Genomic DNA, 19,041 nt, shown 5'->3' with positions numbered 1-19,041 from the left:
TGGGAAATGTTATTCGATAATATTCTGATAAACATCAAGGACTGATGAAGATAATTTAGTATAATCATCCTTATTATCAAACCGACTTGAAAAAGATTTATAGTTACTATTTCTCTTTTTAATCACCTCGGCAAAAGCGGAATTAGATTTTAATCCTTTGTCAATGTTCGAAACAGATGAAGAGATGGTAATTGTTGCATCCGAATATGCTATCCCGGCAAGTGTAGGGCTGAAATTCCCTTTTTTATTTACCATAAGATTTTTTAAGTCATCATCATCAAGATTTACCTTTGCGTTTTCTAAACACTTGACAGAAAATGTTGTTAAGTCTTTAGATGCGAAAGGACTAAAAACAACTTTAATATTCTTATATAACGGGTCATCTTTATAGATAGTCTTCAACAATATAGGAACCATTGCCGATGCCCATCCGCAGCAATGGATTATTTCAGGCTCCCAATGGAGATGCTTCAAGCTTTCCAAAGATGCCTTTGCAAAATAGGAAAATCGCATATCTGTATCTTCTAAAGCCTTTCGGCTTCCTTTTGATTTATATATTTTCCGGTCAAGCGATGAGAAAAAATCACTTCGCTCAAGAAAATATACCTGAACTTTTGAGTCGGGTACAAATCCGGATTTTATACTTGCCATCCTATCGGCAGAATTCCATTCAACAGAAATTTCTTTCAGCCTGATTACCTCACGCAAGGTAAATTTCCTATCACTTATAAAGGGATATTTAGGTGTTATCAGCCTGATATCGTGTTTTTTCTCTTGAAGATTTTTGGGGATATATCTCGAGAAAAGCGCTGTAATATCTGTCTCAGAAAAAGGAGCTATTTCGGGGGAAATTAAAAATACTTTCAAAATTTTTCACTCATAATATTATTGAATTTTATTCATTAAGCTGTTCACTGTGGGTATGTATTCGCTATCAGGATAGAGAATTGACAATCTTGAGAATTCTTCCATCGCACCTTTTTTATTTCCCAGACGCAGATAGCAAATACCTAATTTCAGCTGAGCTGCATCCATCTTGTTATTATTTGGAAATGTAAAAACTTTTTCAAATTCGAGGATCGATCTTTCATAATCCTTAATACCATAATAACATTCGCCCAACCAATATTGAGAATTATCGGCAAGTTCATTATCAGGATTTGAAAGGATTAACCTCTGAAAAATAAGAAGTGCCCGGTTATATTCATAACTTTCAAAAGATTCCAAAGCTGTTTTATATTCGGTCATATATTCTTCGGGACTTAAAGGAATAGTGCGAATCAGTCGGATTGATCCTGCTCCGGTCAGCATCATAGATTCCATTTTCAACAACCTCAGATCAATATCATCCATTTTTTGATTCGTAGCTTTGTATTTTGCTAATAATCTCTTGATGTTGACCATTTCTGAGGAAAGAGTAGAATCTATAACTGATATGTCCCGTTTGAGAGATGCTATCTCTAATTTGTCCTGATCGCTAACCTGTAAGAGTTTGTTGGTAAATTCTGCGCGCAACGCGCCACCGGAGACAGAAGTAGCCACCAAAGTAATGAGACTCACAGCCCAATAACTTTTTATTTTCATATATTGAATGCTATCATGAACCTTATAATTTAATTATTTAACACAACTTATGCAATGAATAAGAATCTAATAAAAGAATAAATTATAAAAAAATACTTATGCCGAAAAATCGGTTGTTTTAATTTTCGGTACTTACGCTTTGAACAAGACCCATAAGCATCATAATTGAAAGCAAAGATGAACCTCCATAACTTATGAACGGCAACGGCAGCCCTGTTACAGGAATTAATCCCGTTGTCATTCCGACATTTACAAAAACCTGAAAAATTATTAATGATGCCGTGCCAACAAGTATAAAACTTTCAAAAAGGTTTATCTGATTTGACGCAATATGAATAATTCGTAATATGAGTATCATAAACAATAGCAGTATAATTGAGACTCCCACAAAGCCAAGCTCCTCTCCTATCAGGGAAATAATAAAATCCGTATGTTGCTCGGGCAGGAATTTAAGTTGAGTCTGGGTGCCGTCTCCAAGCCCCTTTCCATATAATCCGCCGGAACCGATTGCTACTTTTGATTGTAATACTTGATATCCGGATCCTCTCGGGTCAAGTTGACGGTCAACATACGACAGAATTCTTTGTTGCTGATACGGCTTTAAATTCGTCCACATTATCGGTGTAGCGAGCCCTACTGATATATTTAAAAGAAACATTATTACTATGAATCGGAGTGACTTTCTCGCAATCCAAAGCAATAAAAGTAATAAACCTATCCAGAACACAAATGAAAGCAGATTAAACGCGCTCAAGAGGCTGATTAGTGGCGCAATTATAATGAAAAGTGTAAAAAGCGGAACCCCCGCCCAGTACAACATCGGAAACAATATTGCGGGAAAAACTAATGCAGTTCCTAAATCAGGTTGTCTTAATATGATAAGCGAGATTACAAACGTTACTAAAAATGGAGGAATCAATCCTCTGGCAGAGTTTAGATATTTGATATTATCCGTTAATAGCCGTGCCAAACCAACTATTAGAAAAACTTTCATAAATTCTGACGGTTGAAAGGAGAATCCTCCTAAAGATATCCATCTTCGGGATGCTCCGCTTCCTAATGCGGGCAGATATGTCAATACCAGTAAAAAAACTCCTCCAAGCAGAATTAAATATGAGATAGCATATAGCCATCTAAAACTCAGGAAGCTCATAGAAAAAAATATCAGAAATCCAAGAGCGCCCCAAATTATCTGTTTCTGAAAATTTTTCTGTAGCGCGGATGCTGATTGTTCCAACGTAGCGCTTTGTATAGCGAGAATTCCGATAAATATGAGCAATAGTACAATAGTTATTACAATCCAATCAAATGAATATATCTTTGCGATAATATATTGACCAATCGACATTCTTTAATCCGTTAAAATTCCATTGCGAAATCTGATAACAGAGAATCGTAATATTTTTTAATTAATGATTTAGCAATTGGGGCTGCCACAGTGCCGCCGCCGCCGCCATTTTCTACGATTACCACAAAAGCCAGCGGATTTATCTCGTCCTCAACATATCCGATAAACCAGGAGTGATCGTCTCCATGAGGATTTTCCGCCGTTCCTGTTTTACCGTATATTGATAATCCTTCAATTCTTGAAATTCTACCGGTACCTCTCTCCTGCTCAATAACACCTAACATTCCTTCCTTCAGAATTGACCATGTCTCATCAGAAATAGCTCTGGCAATATGTTTTGGTTCAAATTCTAAATCCTCGTAAAAATCAGAATCCTCATAATAGTATCCTCTTGCAAAATGGGGACTATAATATGTCCCTTCATTTCGGATTATCATCATCAGGTTAACCATTTGAAGTGGCGTAACAAGTAAATCGCCCTGCCCGATCACTAAATTAAGCAGATGACCTTCCTGCCATTTGCCATCACCGTATTTCTTGTCCATAAGTTCTTTATTTGGCAGTTTTCCTACGCTTTCCTCGGGAATATCAATCCCTGTTTTTTTGCCGAACATCAAATTTTCACCACTTTTACTCCAAGCATCCAATCCAAGTTCGAGCATCATCTTATAGAAAAATACATTACATGACTGTGCTATGGCGTCAACGATATTTACGTCTCCGTGACCTGATACCCTGTTACATCTGAATACTCGTCTCCCAAGCCGAAAATAACCGGGACAATTAAATTTTCTTTCAATGTCTATGATACCGTTTTCAAGACCCATCACAGCCGCAACCAGCTTATACGTCGAACCCGGCGGGTAAGTGCTCATAGTAGCTCTATTAAAAAGGGGATGAGCATCATCGCTCTGAAGAGTATTCCAATCCTCCGGAGAGATCGGTCCGGCAAATATATCAAGAGAATATACTGGGGCGCTTACAAAAGTAATAATTTCTCCATTGGATGGATCAAGGAGTATTATTGATCCTTTCTTTCCTTCCATAAATTTTTCCGCCTCTAACTGAACCGAAAGATCAATGGAAAGATATAAATCGTTTCCCGGTTTTGGAGGACGTGATTCCTCGGTTTCTATCTTACCGATATTTCTTCCCAGAGCATCCGCCTGGATATATTCAAATCCTTTCTCACCTCTTAGTTTTTGTTCGTATTTTCGTTCTAAACCGATCGCTCCTATAAGATCACCCCTTACATAGCCGTCAATACGTTTATTAGCCAAGTCAACATCGCTTATCTCCCGGATATATCCTAACATATGGCTCATACTGGCGCTGGTGGGATAATATCGTTCAGGTAAAAGACCATAAACCACACCGGGCATTTCATTAGAGTGTTCTTCAAGTCTTGAAAGAGTAATCAGGTCTATTGAACGTTTTACTTTTGCGGGGCGAAACCTACCTATCATATTTCTTTTTATACGAGTGAGCAGATATTCCTTATCATAACCTAAATATCCTGATAACATTTCGTAAACATTAGGCGCTCGTTCCGCCTCCCAGGGAATTACGGATACGACATAAGAAGGTCTGTTTTCTACAAGTAGAATTCCATTCCGATCATAGATCAAACCTCTCGGCGGTTCTATCATCACTTCCCGAACACGGTTCCGTTCCGACCTCTCAAGAAACGAGTAGTAATGCTTTACCTGAAGATCGTAAAATCTCCAGAACAAGACTCCGAATATCAGAATAACCGCTAAATATGCGAATAATTTTCTCTGATCAGATACTGAAATATCAGCCTTGTACATTTATTCATCTTCCTTTTCTGATTTCAATATCATTAACACAAAATTTGCGACGATAAAGGTATAGATTGCTGAGGGCAGACTCAGACGAAATACCGATGAAATTATCCCTTCTTCACTACCAACAGAGCGAAACATAGATGAAAACAGATGGCTCACCATTATACCGATAATTGCAGGTATCATAATTCCCGGATATTTTCTGGCTCGCCGTGAATTGGTGAAAAATCCCACAAAAAATCCTGATAGACTTTTACTGAATGATGAGAGACCTAAAAATCCGACAGACAATATAAAATCCTGAATTAAACCAATCGAAAACCCGGATATAGTGCCTGATATTTTGCCTTCATTCAGTGAAATATAAATCACCAGAATGACAAACAAATCAGGCGTGTAATTACCTATAGCGTAATATTTTGAAAAATTTGCTTCAATTAATAATGCCAGTAGAAATAAACCGCCATACTTAATCCATTTCATTTATTATCTGAAATCTCATCTTTTTGATGGTCAATTGCCTTTACTAACAAAAAGACTTCCTTTAATTTGGACATTGATGCGCTTGGTTCTACTTTTATTTCTTTAAAAAAGTGCTCGGGTTTTTCATTAACATATGTCACAATTCCCACCATAAGACCCGCTGGATATATATCACTGAATCCCGATGTGACCACAGTATCTCCCACAGTTACCAACAAACCTTTTGGAACTTCCTTCAGATTACTTAATCCTCTTTCTCCATGTAAAATACCATTAGCGCCCACAGGGTTGATAGTAACTGAAATTCTAAAATTCCGATCATTTAGCAATTGCGCTATGGATGTTTGTTTTCCAACATCTATTACCTTTCCTATAATTCCTTCAGAATTGACAACAGGAGTATTTATCCTGATCTCCTTTTCTGCACCGGCATCAAGTAAAATTGTATTACCGTAAGTTTCAGAACTAAATCCGATAACTTCCGATGTAACGGGTTTATATTTATCCACGCTACTCTTAAAATTCAGTAATTCTCTTAGCCGCTCATTTTCGAATTTCGCTTCGGTTAAGTTGCTGATTAGAATCGAGAGTTTAATATTTTTCTGTCTTATTCTTTTATTGTCTTTTCGTACTACATTTAGATCCGCTAAATAATAGAGCGGTTTTTGAATGATATGAAATGAGTCAAGGACGCTTCCCCTCATAGCTCTAACCTGAATGTTATCGTTGCTTGAGATAAGAATAAGCGAAATCAGTAAGGCGAAGAGTAAAACGAAATATTCGCGGGTATTATAAATGAATGATATTAAAGTTTGCATCTTTTGTCAGGGAATGATCATCGATGTTAACTTAATACACTTCTATATTTTTCTATATTTTCAAGAACTTTGCCGGTACCGTAAGCAACAGTCAGCAAAGGGTTTTCAGCAACATTAACAGGAAGTTCTGTTTCGTCCCTTAACCGTTGGTCAAGTCCATTCAGCAGCGCGCCTCCGCCTGTAAGGATGATTCCTCTGTCGAGAATATCACTGGATAGTTCGGGTGGTGTCTTTTCTAAAGACTCTGTAACGCTTTGCACGATTAAATCTACTGTATCTCGCAAGGCTTCCCGTATCTCGGAGGAAGTAACTTCAATCGTTTTTGGAATTCCGGCAATTAAGTTGCGTCCTTTCACTGCCATTGTTTTCTCTTCAACCGGAGCAGCTGAACCGATTTCACATTTAATATTCTCAGCTGTCCGCTCGCCGATAAGCAAATTATGCTCGCGCTTGAAATATTGACTTATCGCCTCGTCCATTTCATCCCCGCCGATTCTAACAGACTCATGAGTCACGATTCCATTTAAGGCGATAACTGCAATCTCAGTTGTTCCACCACCTATATCCACAATCATATTACCAACCGGTTTATCGATTTCAAGACCAATTCCAATAGCCGCCGCCACAGGCTCACCTATCAGAAAAACTTCCCTTGCGTTAGCCCGTTCAGCCGAGTCTTTGACTGCCCTTTTTTCCACTTCGGTAATTCCTGTGGGAACTCCGATAACCATTCTTGGTCTCGCAATACGACTGATCTTTACCTTTTTAATAAATCCCTGAAGCATTCCTTCCGTCACTTCAAAATTTGCTATAACTCCATCTTTCAAAGGTCTGATAACTTCAATATCCTGATGTGTTTTGCCGAGCATTTCCTTAGCATCGTAGCCGACTGCTATGACTTTGCCGGTCTGTCTGTTTCTTGCGACGATCGACGGTTCATCTATAATAATGCCCTGACCTTTGAGATATATAAGTGTATTGGCAGTACCGAGATCAATAGCCATATCTCCTGATAGATAGTTCCAAAATGATAATCCCATTATTTTTTCAATTCTCCTCTAATGTCTAAAGTGCCTAAAGCCGGTAAATATCATAGCCATATTATGTTCGTCTGCAGCTTCAATTACTTCTTCATCTCTTATGGAACCACCCGGCTGCACAACAGCAGTCGCTCCAACTTCAGCAATCACATCCAATCCGTCCCGAAAGGGAAAGAATGCATCAGATGCAGCTACGGATCCCTCCAATGTGAGTCCGGCATCTTTCGATTTCATTGCGGCAAGTTTCGTTGAATCAACGCGTGACATTTGCCCCGCACCAATCCCCAATGTTCCGTCTTCGTCGCAATATATAACTGCGTTTGACTTCACATGCTTTGCAATCCTCCAAGCAATAGAAAGAGCTTTCAGTTCGATTTTCGACGGTTTTCTTTTTGTCACTACTTTCGCAGTCGAAATATCCAAACCGTCTTTATCCCTATCCTGTGTCAAAAGCCCAATTCTCAGCGCTCTAATTTCCATATCCGGTCCGTCAAATTTTTCAACGATCAAAAGTCGCAAATTTTTCTTCTTAGTCAGTATATCAAATGCGTCCGGTGAATACCCGGAAGCTACAATGCACTCAACAAAATTTTTATTTAAGGCTTTGGCTGTTTGATCGTCCACAACGCCCTTAATTCCAATTACACTTCCGAAAGCGCTAATCGGATCTGTCTTTAATGCCCGCAAATAAGAATCTAATATTGTTGATTTTTCAGAGCAACCGCATGGATTCCCATGCTTTAAAATGGCTACACCATTATCTTTAAGGTCAGAAAGAATACCAATAGCCGAATCAACATCAAGAAGGTTGTTATACGAAAGAGGTTTCCCGTGGAGTAGATCCATCTCAATGCTTTCAAATTGAGGCGAAGAATACCATGACGCATTTTGATGCGGATTTTCGCCATATCTCAAGTCAGATATCTTATTCATAGATATATTTTTTACATTTATACCGGCATCTCCGTTCTGCTGAAAATAATTACTTATCGCAAACTCATACTTTGAAGTATACGCAAAAGCTTCCTTTGCCAATTTCGCCCTGCTCGCAGAGCTGACTTTGCCACCAGTGGAATTTAACTCTTCACTTAATGACTTGAATTGTTCCGCCTCACAAACAGCAACCACTGATGCATGATTTTTGGCAGAAGCTCTGAGCATTGACGGACCGCCAATATCTATCATCTCAACTGCGTCTGATATTGACTTATCCCCGGAACTAACAAATTCTTCAAATGGATAAAAATTTACCGCTATCAAATCAATCTCGTCTATTCCCGCGTCGGAAATGTGTTTGATATGATCTTCGTTTTCCCTATCGGCAAGAATCCCGGCAAATATTTTAGGGTGCAGGGTTTTGACTCTGCCGTCAAGCATTGCGCCGTATCCCGTTATATCTGCAACTTCTTCTAATTCAATCCCTTTTGATCTCAAGTATTCAGCAGTCCCGCCGCTCGCGATTATTTTCGCGCCGTTATTTATCAGTGCAAAAGCCAATTCCTCAGAGCCTGATTTATCCCAAAGACTAAACAGCGCTTTCTTTATGGTCACATCACCGTTCATATACCATCCATTATCCGGACTCTTCCTTTTGATACCTCTACTCTTCCTTCAGCAAAAAGTTGTAGAGTCGCCGGATATATTTTATGTTCTTCAATCAGTATCCTCTCTGCCAGCGACTTTGCGCTGTCATCATCAAACACGGGGACAGACTTTTGAGATATTATCGGCCCACGGTCGTATTTCTCGTCAACGATATGAACGGTTACACCACTTACTTTGCAGCCCGCGTCCAAAACAGCTTCGTGAACTTTATGCCCGTAATATCCTTTACCTCCAAAAGATGGTAATAGCGCCGGATGAATATTAGTGATTCTATTCCTGAATTTCTCAACCAAACGAGCGGGTATCAATTGCAGATATCCTGCAAGGACGACAAAATCAATATTTTTCTCATCGAGCGCATAAATGAGTGAGTCAACATATTCTTCTTCATTCGCAAAATCTTTATTATTTAGTACAACGTATGGTGCATTATAAGCAGCTGCTCTTTGAATTACTCCGGCTTTCGCTTTATTGGTAACCACTAATCCGATTTTCGCCGAAAGCCTTCCTTCTTTTTGGGCTTTCATTATCGCTTCAGCATTCGAACCGCTTCCCGATGCGAAAATCGCTATGTTCATTTGTGCTGACTAAACGCTAAAATTGGTTCATACTCCGATTCAACACAGCGGAAAAATATAGTTACCCCAGCTCTTAAATACAAACTCATACTGCTGCATACTCCTTTATTCAGGACAGTATTCCCTGATTGCATCAAGTATTTCCTGAAGCGCTTTTTCATCTTTCAATATATTAATATTATCCGATTCAATTATGTATACATTCGAATCTTTTTGAGCCTTTTTTATCCAATGTTCATACGCAATATTCAGCATATGAAGATATTCGGGTTTAATACTCTTTTCGAAATCTCTTCCACGACTTTTTATCCGCGAAAGCAGAGTATCGGTAGAAGCCTTCAGGTAAATAATCAGATCTGGCTTTTTAAGGTAGGATGTAATAATTGAAAACAGTTCACTGTAATTCTCGAAATCTCTATCGGACATATTCCCCATTTCATGAAGATTACGCGCAAATATTTCAACATCTTCATATATGGTTCTGTCCTGTACGCATGAACGCCCTAATTCCTCCATTTCTTTGTGCGTTTTGAATCTGTTAGATAGAAAAAAAACTTGGAGATTAAATGACCAGCGGTGCATATCGCCATAAAAATCCGAAAGGTAAGGGTTGTCAATTACAGTTTCGTAATACGGCTCCCAGTTGAACCGTTCAGCGATAATTGTTGTAAGAGTTGTTTTTCCGGCGCCGATGTTCCCGGCAATACCAACGAAGTCCGTTTTGCTATTTTTCTTCGGACCCGGCATTTAAGTTATGAGACGATCTCCATTCGGCTGTGGTCGGCCATCATAAATCTGTTGGTAAGCGGTCTTTCCGTTCGTCTCACGATTTCCACCTCTTCACCGATTATGCTTCCATCCATACGCTGTTCCATACCATGTATCAAACACTTTCGAAGAATAATACTGAACTCGACTGCGCTGTCATATATTGTAGTGTCGTCATGGATAGACGTATATGGCCCGATAAACGAATTCTCAATAGTACAGCCCTCGCCTATAATAACAGGTCCGCGAATGCGACTATTTATGATTTTAGTATTTTTCCCCACGGATACATTTCCCACGAGCTCAGAATCTGAACTTACATCACCATAGTTATGAACATTGGTAATCTTTTCTAATACAAGACGATTAGCCTCGAGAAGGTCTTCAGGTTTACCCGTATCTTTCCACCATCCCGTTATCTCAGAGTAACTGATAACCTTTCCGTTATCGAGCAGATACTGATGAGCGTCGGATATTTCATACTCTCCCCTATCCGAAGGTTTGATATTATTTACAGCCTCGAATATAGATGAATCGTACAGGTAAATACCCGTAACGGCGAAATCGCTTTTCGGATTTTCCGGCTTCTCAACAACACCGATAATTTTATTGTCTTTTAGCTCGGGTACGCCGAAACGCTGAGGGTCATTTACTTTTGAAAGAACAAGATGACAATTTGATTTCGATTTTTCAAAATCATCTATGAATTTCTCGATTCCCCCAACTAATATATTATCACCTAAATAAAATATAAACGGACTGTCACCTATGAAATCCTGCGATACTTTCACTACATGGGCCAATCCTTTAGGCTCATCCTGAGGAATATAAGTGAGATTCAATCCCCATTTATCTCCGCTGCCAAGAGCCTCGATCATTTCCAAGCCCTCCCCCTTGGTAATGATGCCCACTTCGGTGATTCCGGCTTCAGACAGATATTCGAGTGCATAATGAATTATCGGTTTGTTCGCAATCGGAATCAAATGCTTGTTTTTAGTATGGGTTAACGGCCTGAGTCTCGTACCACGTCCACCCGTTGTCAATAGCGCTTTCAATTTTGTGCTCATTCTAAAGTCCCAACTCATTTACAACCGGTGAATCGCCGGTGTAATCATAAAATCCTTTGCCCGATTTTCTTCCAAAATATCCGGCGTGAATCATCCTTCTCATTAGCGGCGGTGCTGAATATTTGTGCTGCTTAAATTCATCGAACATAATATCGGCAATATAAAGTGTTGTGTCAATTCCCACAAAATCCAACAGCGTAAACGGTCCCATAGGGTATCCAACTCCTAATTTCATTGCGTTGTCAATATCTTCTACGGTAGCCAGGCCATTCTCCAGCTGGCGGACAGCGTCCAAAAGATATGGAACAAGCAATCTATTTACAATGAAACCTGTGGAATCTCCACATTTAACAGGAGTCTTCCCGAGCGAAGCGGCAAAATCGAATGCGCTGTCGAAACTCTCATCGCTGGTGGTAACGCATCTCGCTACCTCAACCAGCTTCATCAGCGGAACAGGATTGAAGAAATGGATACCTACCATTTTATCGGGTCTGTTCGTATATGAAGCCATTTCTGTAATGGATAATGAAGATGTGTTACTCGCAAATATAGTTTCAGGCTTACACACTTCGCTAAGCTCTTTGTACACCGCACCCTTCAATTCCATATTCTCTATTATCGCCTCAATAACAATATCGCAATCAGCCAAATCACTAATATCAACTGTGCCGGAAATCCTTGAGAGGGTTTCCTTCATATCAGACTCGCTCGTTTTCCCTTTATCAACTCCTTTTTGAAGAAATTTTTCGATGTTTCCAAGACCTTTATCAAGCAATTCCTGACTTACTTCTCTAATGACCACATCATATCCTGATCGGGCAGATACCTGGGCAATTCCGGAACCCATAAGTCCGCACCCCAACACTCCAACTTTCTTTATCGCCATATATTCAATCCAATATTAATAATTTAAACGGTTTCAACAATAACGGCTGCGCCCTGTCCACCGCCTATACACGCAGTGGCAAGCCCTCTTTTCTTATTACTTCGTCGTAATTCGTATAATAAAGTCATTGTAAGACGAGCACCTGTCGCTGCAAGTGGATGACCAATCGCAATAGCTCCGCCGTTAACGTTGGTTTTATCCCTGTCAAGTCCCAGTTCTTTTTCCACAGCAAGATATTGCGGGGAAAATGCCTCATTCAGTTCGATTAAATCAATCTCCTCCAACGAAAGCTCAGCCTTCTCAAGCGCTTTTCTTGAAGACGGAACGGGTCCGATGCCCATAATTGTTGGGTCACAGCCTGATATTCCCCAACTTACCAATCTTCCGATCGGCTTCAGGCTGGATTTTTCAGCGTTTTCAGCTGTTGTAAGAACCATTGCCGCCGCCCCGTCACTGATTCCGGATGCGTTTCCTGCGGTAATAGTGCCGTCCTCTTTAAAGTACGGTTTTAATTTAGAAAGTGCGTCAATTGACGTATCAGCACGCGGATGCTCATCGGTTGAGAGTAATACATTGCCGTTTTTATCTACCACAGGAACAATCTCGTCGTCAAATTTGCCTTCTTTTTTTGCTACGGCGGTTCTCTGCTGGCTCAGTAACGCAAATTCGTCCACTTCCTGTCTGCTAATATTCCGTGTATCCGCAAGTTTTTCTGCTGTCTGAGCCATAGAGAGCTTTGCGACAGGATCATAAAGTGCCGCCCAGAGTAAATCCACTAATTTGTCATCCTTCAATCGCAATCCCCATCGTACTCCCCACGAACAATGTGGAGTCATACTCATTGATTCAGCTCCGCCGGCAAGAACAAATTCCGCCTCACCAAGCATCAACGTTCGCGCCGCCTGGATCAGAGACTCAAATCCGGAACCACAGAGCCTGTTGACAGTCAATGCCGGAGTCGAATGAGGTACTCCCGCACCCAATCCGACGTGGCGGGCAAGGTAAATAGCATCGGCAGATGTCTGAAGCGCGTTTCCGAAGACGATATTATCAATCTTATCAGGCGAGACACCCGATTTCTCAATAGCTCCTTTCGATGCGATTACACCCAGTTCAGTGGCGGATAACTTTGCCAGACTTCCGCCAAAAGCTCCGAATGGAGTTCTTACCCCTTCAAGTATTACAATATCTGTTTCTTTTAAGCTCATAATCTATAGGACATATCATCTTTTATTTTTTATATAGTTTACCATACCGCCCGAAGAGATAATATCCTGCATCATTTCAGGAAATGGAGCTGCTTGAAACGCTTTATCAGAACCGTCAATAGCAATTTTACCTGTACTTACGTCTAAAGTGACTGTATCATCGGTCTTAATAAAATTAACAGCTTCAGGGCTTTCAAAGATGGGTAATCCGATATTAATAGAATTCCGATAAAATATCCGCGCGAAACTCTTCGCGATTACGGCGGAAATACCGGCGCCTTTAATTGCAAGAGGAGCGTTCTCCCTGCTACTCCCGCAACCGAAATTCTCGCCGGCAACCAGTATATCGCCTTTTTGGACTTTTCCGACAAACTCAGGATCAAGGTCCTCGAGACAATGTTCAGCAAGTTTAGCGGGATCAACCGTTATACAGTGCCGTGCGGGGATTATTCTGTCCGTGTCAATGTTGTCGTTTTCGTATTTGTGTACTTTGCCTTTTATCATAATGGCCTATTCATCAAGGAGTTAGCCTCCTCTGCTTAAACTATATTATTGTTTAGATCCTCGTTTTGCCAGGTTATCAGCGCTACTGTTTTCCTCACGCGGTATCCAACTGACTTTAAATGTTTCGAATTCATCCAAAACATCGAGTACTTGATTGAATAAAGGTTGAAGATTTTTTGCCTTAACTTTATATTTCCCATTTATCTGATTTACCAGCAACTCGCTATCGGAATAAACTTTAACGGTGTTAAAGTTATTGTTTAACGCTAATTCCAAACCCGCTATCATTGCAAGATATTCTGCTTCATTATTGGTCTTTTTCCCCACTGACCGCGATATATTTTCCAACTCTTTACCATTTGATTTCAGCACCACGCCTACTCCTCCGTTATCGTCAGAATCGCTGGCGCCGTCAATAAATACCTCAGCTTCAGTAGTTTCCATCAGCTGCTTCGATATTGAGTCATAAAATTGATTTAACCTTTCTGCACTGAGTGAAGGTATTTTGTCATTTAAATCCGAAGCGCTTACAGTAGTTTTGAGTGCATCTAATATTTCGTTTTCTGTGGGCTTCATATACGAATCACAATTATAAATCTAAATTACAGTCACTGCTTTGGAATGTCAAGCCGAATTAGGCTCCGCCGGATGCGCTATGGCAAGATTTTCTATTCGCCGCCGGTATTCTCAATATATTGATCTGAATCGCTCTGATTGACTATTTCCCTTTTAAAAGTTATTTTTATTTTACAAAGCGCAAACAGTTGATTTTAGATATATTAAAAAAAGGAAACGGAATTGACCCCTGATGTTGATAAGATATTCGATGTTGATAAATCAATACCAAATATGGTATTGATTCGCTCTGAAATCACCTCCGCTGTAGCACAACTTTCTCCTCCCCTGGTAACACCGCTCATTTCTAAATTAGATGAAATACTGAATAAACGGAGCGATGGCTCCCTGAGCAGTATTGAAAAAATCCAGAGTGAGTTTCTTTTGGAAATAATTCCTCTTTTACCTGAAGAACATTCAGAAAAGGATTTTGCTGATATTTATCCTGAAATGCCCTTTAAAAATATAATCCATAACTTTAAAGATAACCTATTAAGCTCTATTACATCAGCTTTTACACGTTTATCGTTGCGATTTTCTCTTTCAGAAGCAGAAAAACTGGAAATTTACCGTGGAATGCTGCAAACACGCTATCTTGACGCTCGCCTAAAGAAATTCTTCATTTCAGGCGAAATCACGGCGCCTGATGGTTCGCAATTTCAGGGAAAGGGATTTCGTTCAATGGGACAGGAAGCAATTTATGCTGCGGCGATCCGACTTAAACGTCGTCAGAATAAAAATGAAGATTCATCTTCTGTTAGTGAACCATATGAAGGAGACTACGTTACTCCAATGATTCGTGATCTTGGAATAGCATTGTGTATGGGGCAGAAACCTTTTGACGTTATGGCGACTCAAATGGGGAAGGAAGCTATACCAACATACGGAAAAGATTTTCATATCGGAGATTTCAACAAAGGAATCCTTCCTCCCTCCGCACCGATAGGGATAAGCGTGTCCACTGCCGTTGGACTCGCTATGGCACTTTCGGGGTCGGACAGAGTTGTCATAACCTGCAACGGCGAAGGGGCTTTATCTTCAGGAGAGTGGCATGAATCGGCTAACTTTGCCGCAGTTAAAAAACTTCCCGTAGTCTTTATCGTCCAAAATAATTACACGGCATTATCTACGCCTGCGAACGAACAGTTTTCTTCACAACAGCTATCAGAAAAAGCAAAGGGCTATGGAATGCAGGCGATTACGGTGGACGGAACCGACCCGGAAGCAGTATTCGCAGCCGTAACTGAGGCGGCAGATGCATGCCGGCGGGGAGAAGGACCGCGCTTGGTAGAACTTATCTGCTTTCGAGTCGCGGGTCATGCCCATCACGATGATATGTTATACTTCGGAGTTGAGCCTGACCAATATTTGGAATATCCTGATATTGGCGAAAACGGCTATATAGATAAAGAAAAATATGACTTTTGGAAAACAAAAGACCCAATAAAATTCTATAAAACCAAATTATACAAAGAAGGTATTCTTGATGATGTTACCAATAGCCAAATTATTGAGGAAGTTTCGGCGGAAATTGAGGCGGCAGCCGAAAATGTTATCGAAGCGCCATGGCCACCTCCCGAGGATGCCGGCGCATCTCCTTTCTTTTCCGAAGCTGCTGAGACTCACTCAGAGCCTTTAAAGAATAGAAATAATATAATCCGGAATCTCGACTTTGATTGGCATTCAGGCAGTGATGTGGATTTTGTTCCCTCTTCTTCCGGTAAAACATTTTGGGAGGCTATCGTAGAAGCGTTAAAGGAAGAAATGACAAGGGATAGTGATACATTTATCATCGGCGAAGATGTTGGCGGCAAATATGGTAATGCATTCCTGATTCTCAAATCCCTATTAGGCGAGTTTGGCGATCGAATGATAAACACTCCGCTATCCGAATCCGCTATTATCGGAGCATCGGTAGGTGCGGCGCTGTCCGGTAAGCGCCCGATTGCCGAAATTCAATTTAACGATTTTATCGCCAGTGGATTTAATCAGCTCGTGAACAACGCCGCAAAAATATTTTATAGATGGGGACACAAAGTTCCTCTTACAATAAGAATGCCCTGGGGCGGATTGCGACAAGCAGGTCCATATCATTCACAAAATACCGAAGCGTGGTTTTATCGGACGCCGGGAATAAAAATCGTTTGTCCCTCTACTCCTCTTGAAGCTAAGGGTCTGCTAAAATCGGCTATCAGAGATGATAATCCCGTTCTATTTTATGAGCATATCGCTCTTTATCGTGCCACCGATATTAAGCAGGAATTGCCATCGGAAGAGGATGATATTATCATACCTATCGGCTCTGCACACCTGAAGCGTAAAGGAAAGGACGTGACTGTTATCAGTTACGGAGCATATGTTCACAAATGTCTTTCTGTTGCAGAAACTTTACAAGAAGATCACGGAATATCTACGATGGTTCTTGATCTCCGTTCGCTCGTTCCACTTGATAAAAATGCCATTCTTGCTTCAGTAGTAAGCACCGGAAAGGTCGTTATTGTAACGGAAGACAGTAAGAGAGGAAGCATCGGTCAGTCGGTTGCTTCTCTAATCGCAGAGGAAATCTTCGAATACCTTGACGCTCCGATACGTGTTTTGGGCGCTCTTGACACTCCTGTACCTTATAGTCCACCATTAGAAAAAGAGTTTCTGGTTAGTGAAAAACAAATAGTTGATGCGGTAAAATTGCTTAATGACTATTAAGCAAATCAGGGATTCTTGTTTGCGTTCTCTTCGATATATCTAACTATGTAATCACCAACTTCTTCAGTGCCAAGCGAACCTCCTAAATCTACTGAAGTCCAATCGTGTTCTATGGCATCTGCTATAGCTTCTGTTATTATTTTAGATTGCTCACCGAATCCGAGAAAATCGAGCATCATTTCAGCGGATAATATAGCTCCCATTGGATTGGCTATATTTCTGCCTGCATATTTTGGAGCTGAGCCGTGAACAGGTTCGAATAGTCCCTTTTTAGTTTCAGGATTGATATTCCCGGATGCGCCAAGACCCAACCCGCCCTGAAGCTGCGCACCGAGATCGGTGATAATATCACCGAACATATTATTTGTAACCACTACCTCAAACTGCTCAGGACGTTTAATCATCTGCATAACTAATGCGTCAATATACCAATGATTGGTCTCTATTGATTTGTGTCGTTTGCCGACTTCTTCAAATACCCGCTGCCAAAGTCCGCCCTCATATTCTAAGGCGTTACTTTTATCGGACATAGTTACTGTTTTAAGATTATTTTCCTCTGCGTAATTAAAAGCGTATTCTATGATTCGTTCTACGCCTTTACGCGTATTTATCGATTCCTGCACGGCAATTTCATCCGGTGTGCCCTTTTTGAGATTCCCTCCTACACCGACGTAAAAGCCTTCGGTATTTTCTCTGAACACAACAAAATTTAAGTCTTTCGGTTGTTTATTTTTCAATGGACATAATTTTTCATGAATTAATTTGATAGGCCTGTGGTTCACATAAAGATCCAACCTGAACCTCAAGCCAAGAAGAATATCTTTTGCGTGTTTCATATCCGGAACTCTGGGATCGCCTAACGCCCCAAGATAAATTGCATCATAATTATCCCGTAATTCTTTAAATCCGGATTCGGGAAGCGTTGTGCCGTCCTTCAAATATCGTTCGGCACTGTAATCAAATTCGTTTAACTGAAGATCAAAATCGAAAATGACGTTCATAGTGTGCAGAACTTTCATAGCTTCTTTTGTAACATCAACTCCAATACCGTCACCGGGGATAACAGCTATTTTTGGCAAAAGTTTCTCACTTTACTTATGCTCCAAATTTAATATTGACAGCAACTTATGGAATAGGTCAGTAAGAATCAAGAAATTGTCGAAGCTGCTCTCCGTCTTCATTGTTTAAGTCTGAATATGGTTTTCGCACTGATCCCCCATTGAATCCTAATAGACTCATAGCATATTTTAATCCAGCAATTCCGAATGGTGTTGTTACATTATCAGCAAAGTTTTTTAGTCTTGATTGCAAGATATCCGCTTCTTCAAAATTTCCACTTGAGAAGGCAGAATATATATCAGTGCAAAGGTCGGGTAGGGCATTTGATATTGCTAATATTCCACCTTCAGAACCATTTTTTAAGCTATCTAATAACAATCCCGCATTCCCCGTAAATGACTGAAAGGCGAAATTGGACTGTTTCTGGATATCTATAAACCTCTCCAATTCGGTGGAAGAATCTTTCCAACCTTTTATATAATCTTTTTCTATAATTTTGATTAGAGATTTTGATTCAATAGACAGACCAGAAAACATAGGAACATTATAATAAAACAGCGGAACCTTTGTTGTCTTGCTCAGGTCATTATAAAAGTTCAGAAATATGTCTTCATTAATAGAGGGTTTGTAGTACGTAGGCGGCAATATGAGATAGACATCAGGATCAAATTTATCGGCTTCTGCAACAAAAGATATAGCTGATTTAGTTGACTCTTCCATCACACCCACAAGAATCATTTTACCTGCATCCCTGCCCTGGCCTATAACACGTTCAATTACCTGGAGTCGTTCTTCCCGATTAAGAAGAATTGATTCGCTGCTCGAGCCAAGAATAAGATAGCCCTGAATCGAAGAATTGTTTAATTTATCTACGTTATAAAGAAGTGATTGGAAATCTATTTCGTCGTCACTGAATGGAGTTACAAGTGGAGTATATATCCCTCTTCCTAACATCCCCAATTGTGGT

General features: G+C 40.2%; 18 protein-coding genes. 1 reads left to right on the top strand and 17 read right to left on the bottom strand.

Translation table 11 applies throughout. The features are described from left to right. Window positions 1-9: 9 nt before the first annotated feature. The 15 genes from IIB39_05840 to IIB39_05770 form a co-directional block, all read right to left on the bottom strand. Complete coding sequence (locus IIB39_05840; GenBank protein ID MCH8928223.1) at window positions 10-867, bottom strand: glycogen/starch synthase; 858 nt, start codon at window positions 865-867, stop codon at window positions 10-12. Window positions 868-885: 18 nt separating this feature from the next. Further along, window positions 886-1,584, bottom strand: a complete 699-nt coding sequence (locus IIB39_05835) for a tetratricopeptide repeat protein (protein MCH8928222.1) — start codon at window positions 1,582-1,584, stop codon at window positions 886-888. A gap of 118 nt (window positions 1,585-1,702) precedes the next feature. Beyond that, window positions 1,703-2,932, bottom strand: a complete 1,230-nt coding sequence (rodA, locus tag IIB39_05830; GenBank protein MCH8928221.1) for a rod shape-determining protein RodA — start codon at window positions 2,930-2,932, stop codon at window positions 1,703-1,705. 11 nt (window positions 2,933-2,943) lie between these two features. Next, on the bottom strand, window positions 2,944-4,743 hold the full coding sequence (mrdA, locus tag IIB39_05825; GenBank protein MCH8928220.1) for a penicillin-binding protein 2: 1,800 nt from the start codon (window positions 4,741-4,743) through the stop codon (window positions 2,944-2,946). Further along, window positions 4,744-5,223, bottom strand: a complete 480-nt coding sequence (gene mreD / locus IIB39_05820; GenBank protein ID MCH8928219.1) for a rod shape-determining protein MreD — start codon at window positions 5,221-5,223, stop codon at window positions 4,744-4,746. Further along, the gene (gene mreC / locus IIB39_05815) at window positions 5,220-6,041 is read right to left on the bottom strand and encodes a rod shape-determining protein MreC (protein MCH8928218.1); all 822 of its coding nucleotides are present in this window, start codon (window positions 6,039-6,041) and stop codon (window positions 5,220-5,222) included. Before mreC ends, mreD begins: the two co-directional genes overlap by 4 nt. Window positions 6,042-6,067: 26 nt before the next feature. Further along, window positions 6,068-7,081, bottom strand: a complete 1,014-nt coding sequence (locus IIB39_05810) for a rod shape-determining protein (protein MCH8928217.1) — start codon at window positions 7,079-7,081, stop codon at window positions 6,068-6,070. Between the two features lie 18 nt (window positions 7,082-7,099). After that, window positions 7,100-8,644, bottom strand: coding sequence for a bifunctional phosphoribosylaminoimidazolecarboxamide formyltransferase/IMP cyclohydrolase (gene purH / locus IIB39_05805; GenBank protein ID MCH8928216.1), 1,545 nt, complete (start codon window positions 8,642-8,644; stop codon window positions 7,100-7,102). After that, on the bottom strand, window positions 8,641-9,264 hold the full coding sequence (locus IIB39_05800; protein MCH8928215.1) for a phosphoribosylglycinamide formyltransferase: 624 nt from the start codon (window positions 9,262-9,264) through the stop codon (window positions 8,641-8,643). Before IIB39_05800 ends, purH begins: the two co-directional genes overlap by 4 nt. Before the next feature lie 105 nt (window positions 9,265-9,369). Continuing rightward, window positions 9,370-10,011: a deoxynucleoside kinase gene (locus IIB39_05795; GenBank protein ID MCH8928214.1), complete on the bottom strand. Its 642-nt coding sequence runs from the start codon at window positions 10,009-10,011 to the stop codon at window positions 9,370-9,372. 5 nt (window positions 10,012-10,016) lie between these two features. Continuing rightward, window positions 10,017-11,087, bottom strand: coding sequence for a glucose-1-phosphate thymidylyltransferase (locus IIB39_05790; GenBank protein ID MCH8928213.1), 1,071 nt, complete (start codon window positions 11,085-11,087; stop codon window positions 10,017-10,019). 13 nt (window positions 11,088-11,100) lie between these two features. Next, window positions 11,101-11,979, bottom strand: coding sequence for a 3-hydroxybutyryl-CoA dehydrogenase (locus IIB39_05785; GenBank protein ID MCH8928212.1), 879 nt, complete (start codon window positions 11,977-11,979; stop codon window positions 11,101-11,103). Between the two features lie 29 nt (window positions 11,980-12,008). Further along, entirely contained in the window at window positions 12,009-13,193 is a 1,185-nt protein-coding gene (locus tag IIB39_05780; GenBank protein ID MCH8928211.1) for an acetyl-CoA C-acetyltransferase, read from the bottom strand. Between the two features lie 15 nt (window positions 13,194-13,208). After that, entirely contained in the window at window positions 13,209-13,700 is a 492-nt protein-coding gene (locus tag IIB39_05775; protein ID MCH8928210.1) for a 3-isopropylmalate dehydratase small subunit, read from the bottom strand. Window positions 13,701-13,742: 42 nt separating this feature from the next. Further along, entirely contained in the window at window positions 13,743-14,273 is a 531-nt protein-coding gene (locus IIB39_05770; protein MCH8928209.1) for a ribonuclease HI family protein, read from the bottom strand. A 222-nt stretch (window positions 14,274-14,495) separates the two neighbouring features. On the opposite strand from IIB39_05770, the gene IIB39_05765 reads away from it, so the two are divergent. Continuing rightward, complete coding sequence (locus tag IIB39_05765; GenBank protein ID MCH8928208.1) at window positions 14,496-17,015, top strand: dehydrogenase E1 component subunit alpha/beta; 2,520 nt, start codon at window positions 14,496-14,498, stop codon at window positions 17,013-17,015. A 5-nt stretch (window positions 17,016-17,020) separates the two neighbouring features. On the opposite strand, the gene IIB39_05760 is transcribed toward IIB39_05765, so the two are convergent. Both IIB39_05760 and IIB39_05755 read right to left on the bottom strand, forming a co-directional pair. Next, complete coding sequence (locus IIB39_05760) at window positions 17,021-18,094, bottom strand: 3-isopropylmalate dehydrogenase (GenBank protein ID MCH8928207.1); 1,074 nt, start codon at window positions 18,092-18,094, stop codon at window positions 17,021-17,023. Window positions 18,095-18,152: 58 nt separating this feature from the next. Next, window positions 18,153-19,034 carry a dihydrodipicolinate synthase family protein gene (locus IIB39_05755; GenBank protein ID MCH8928206.1) on the bottom strand — a complete coding sequence of 294 codons (882 nt, stop codon included), beginning with the start codon at window positions 19,032-19,034 and terminating at the stop codon, window positions 18,153-18,155. Window positions 19,035-19,041 lie beyond the last annotated feature (7 nt).

This window comes from Candidatus Neomarinimicrobiota bacterium (genome assembly GCA_022573815.1).
In the GTDB taxonomy this organism is placed as follows: Bacteria; Fidelibacterota; SORT01; order SORT01; family SORT01; genus JACZTG01.
This window is presented reverse-complemented; position numbering and strand designations above follow the sequence as displayed.

Bases quoted from the DNA above. Each gene is read 5' to 3' on its own strand.
- IIB39_05835 (MCH8928222.1), bottom strand. From the start codon at position 1,584: ATGAAAATAAAAAGTTATTGGGCTGTGAGTCTCATTACTTTGGTGGCT.
- mreC (MCH8928218.1), bottom strand. From the start codon at position 6,041: ATGCAAACTTTAATATCATTCATTTATAATACCCGCGAATATTTCGTT.
- purH (MCH8928216.1), bottom strand. From the start codon at position 8,644: ATGAACGGTGATGTGACCATAAAGAAAGCGCTGTTTAGTCTTTGGGAT.
- mreD (MCH8928219.1), bottom strand. From the start codon at position 5,223: ATGAAATGGATTAAGTATGGCGGTTTATTTCTACTGGCATTATTAATT.
- IIB39_05770 (MCH8928209.1), bottom strand. From the start codon at position 14,273: ATGAAGCCCACAGAAAACGAAATATTAGATGCACTCAAAACTACTGTA.
- IIB39_05810 (MCH8928217.1), bottom strand. From the start codon at position 7,081: ATGGGATTATCATTTTGGAACTATCTATCAGGAGATATGGCTATTGAT.
- IIB39_05800 (MCH8928215.1), bottom strand. From the start codon at position 9,264: ATGAACATAGCGATTTTCGCATCGGGAAGCGGTTCGAATGCTGAAGCG.
- mrdA (MCH8928220.1), bottom strand. From the start codon at position 4,743: ATGTACAAGGCTGATATTTCAGTATCTGATCAGAGAAAATTATTCGCA.
- IIB39_05780 (MCH8928211.1), bottom strand. From the start codon at position 13,193: ATGAGCTTAAAAGAAACAGATATTGTAATACTTGAAGGGGTAAGAACT.
- rodA (MCH8928221.1), bottom strand. From the start codon at position 2,932: ATGTCGATTGGTCAATATATTATCGCAAAGATATATTCATTTGATTGG.
- IIB39_05795 (MCH8928214.1), bottom strand. From the start codon at position 10,011: ATGCCGGGTCCGAAGAAAAATAGCAAAACGGACTTCGTTGGTATTGCC.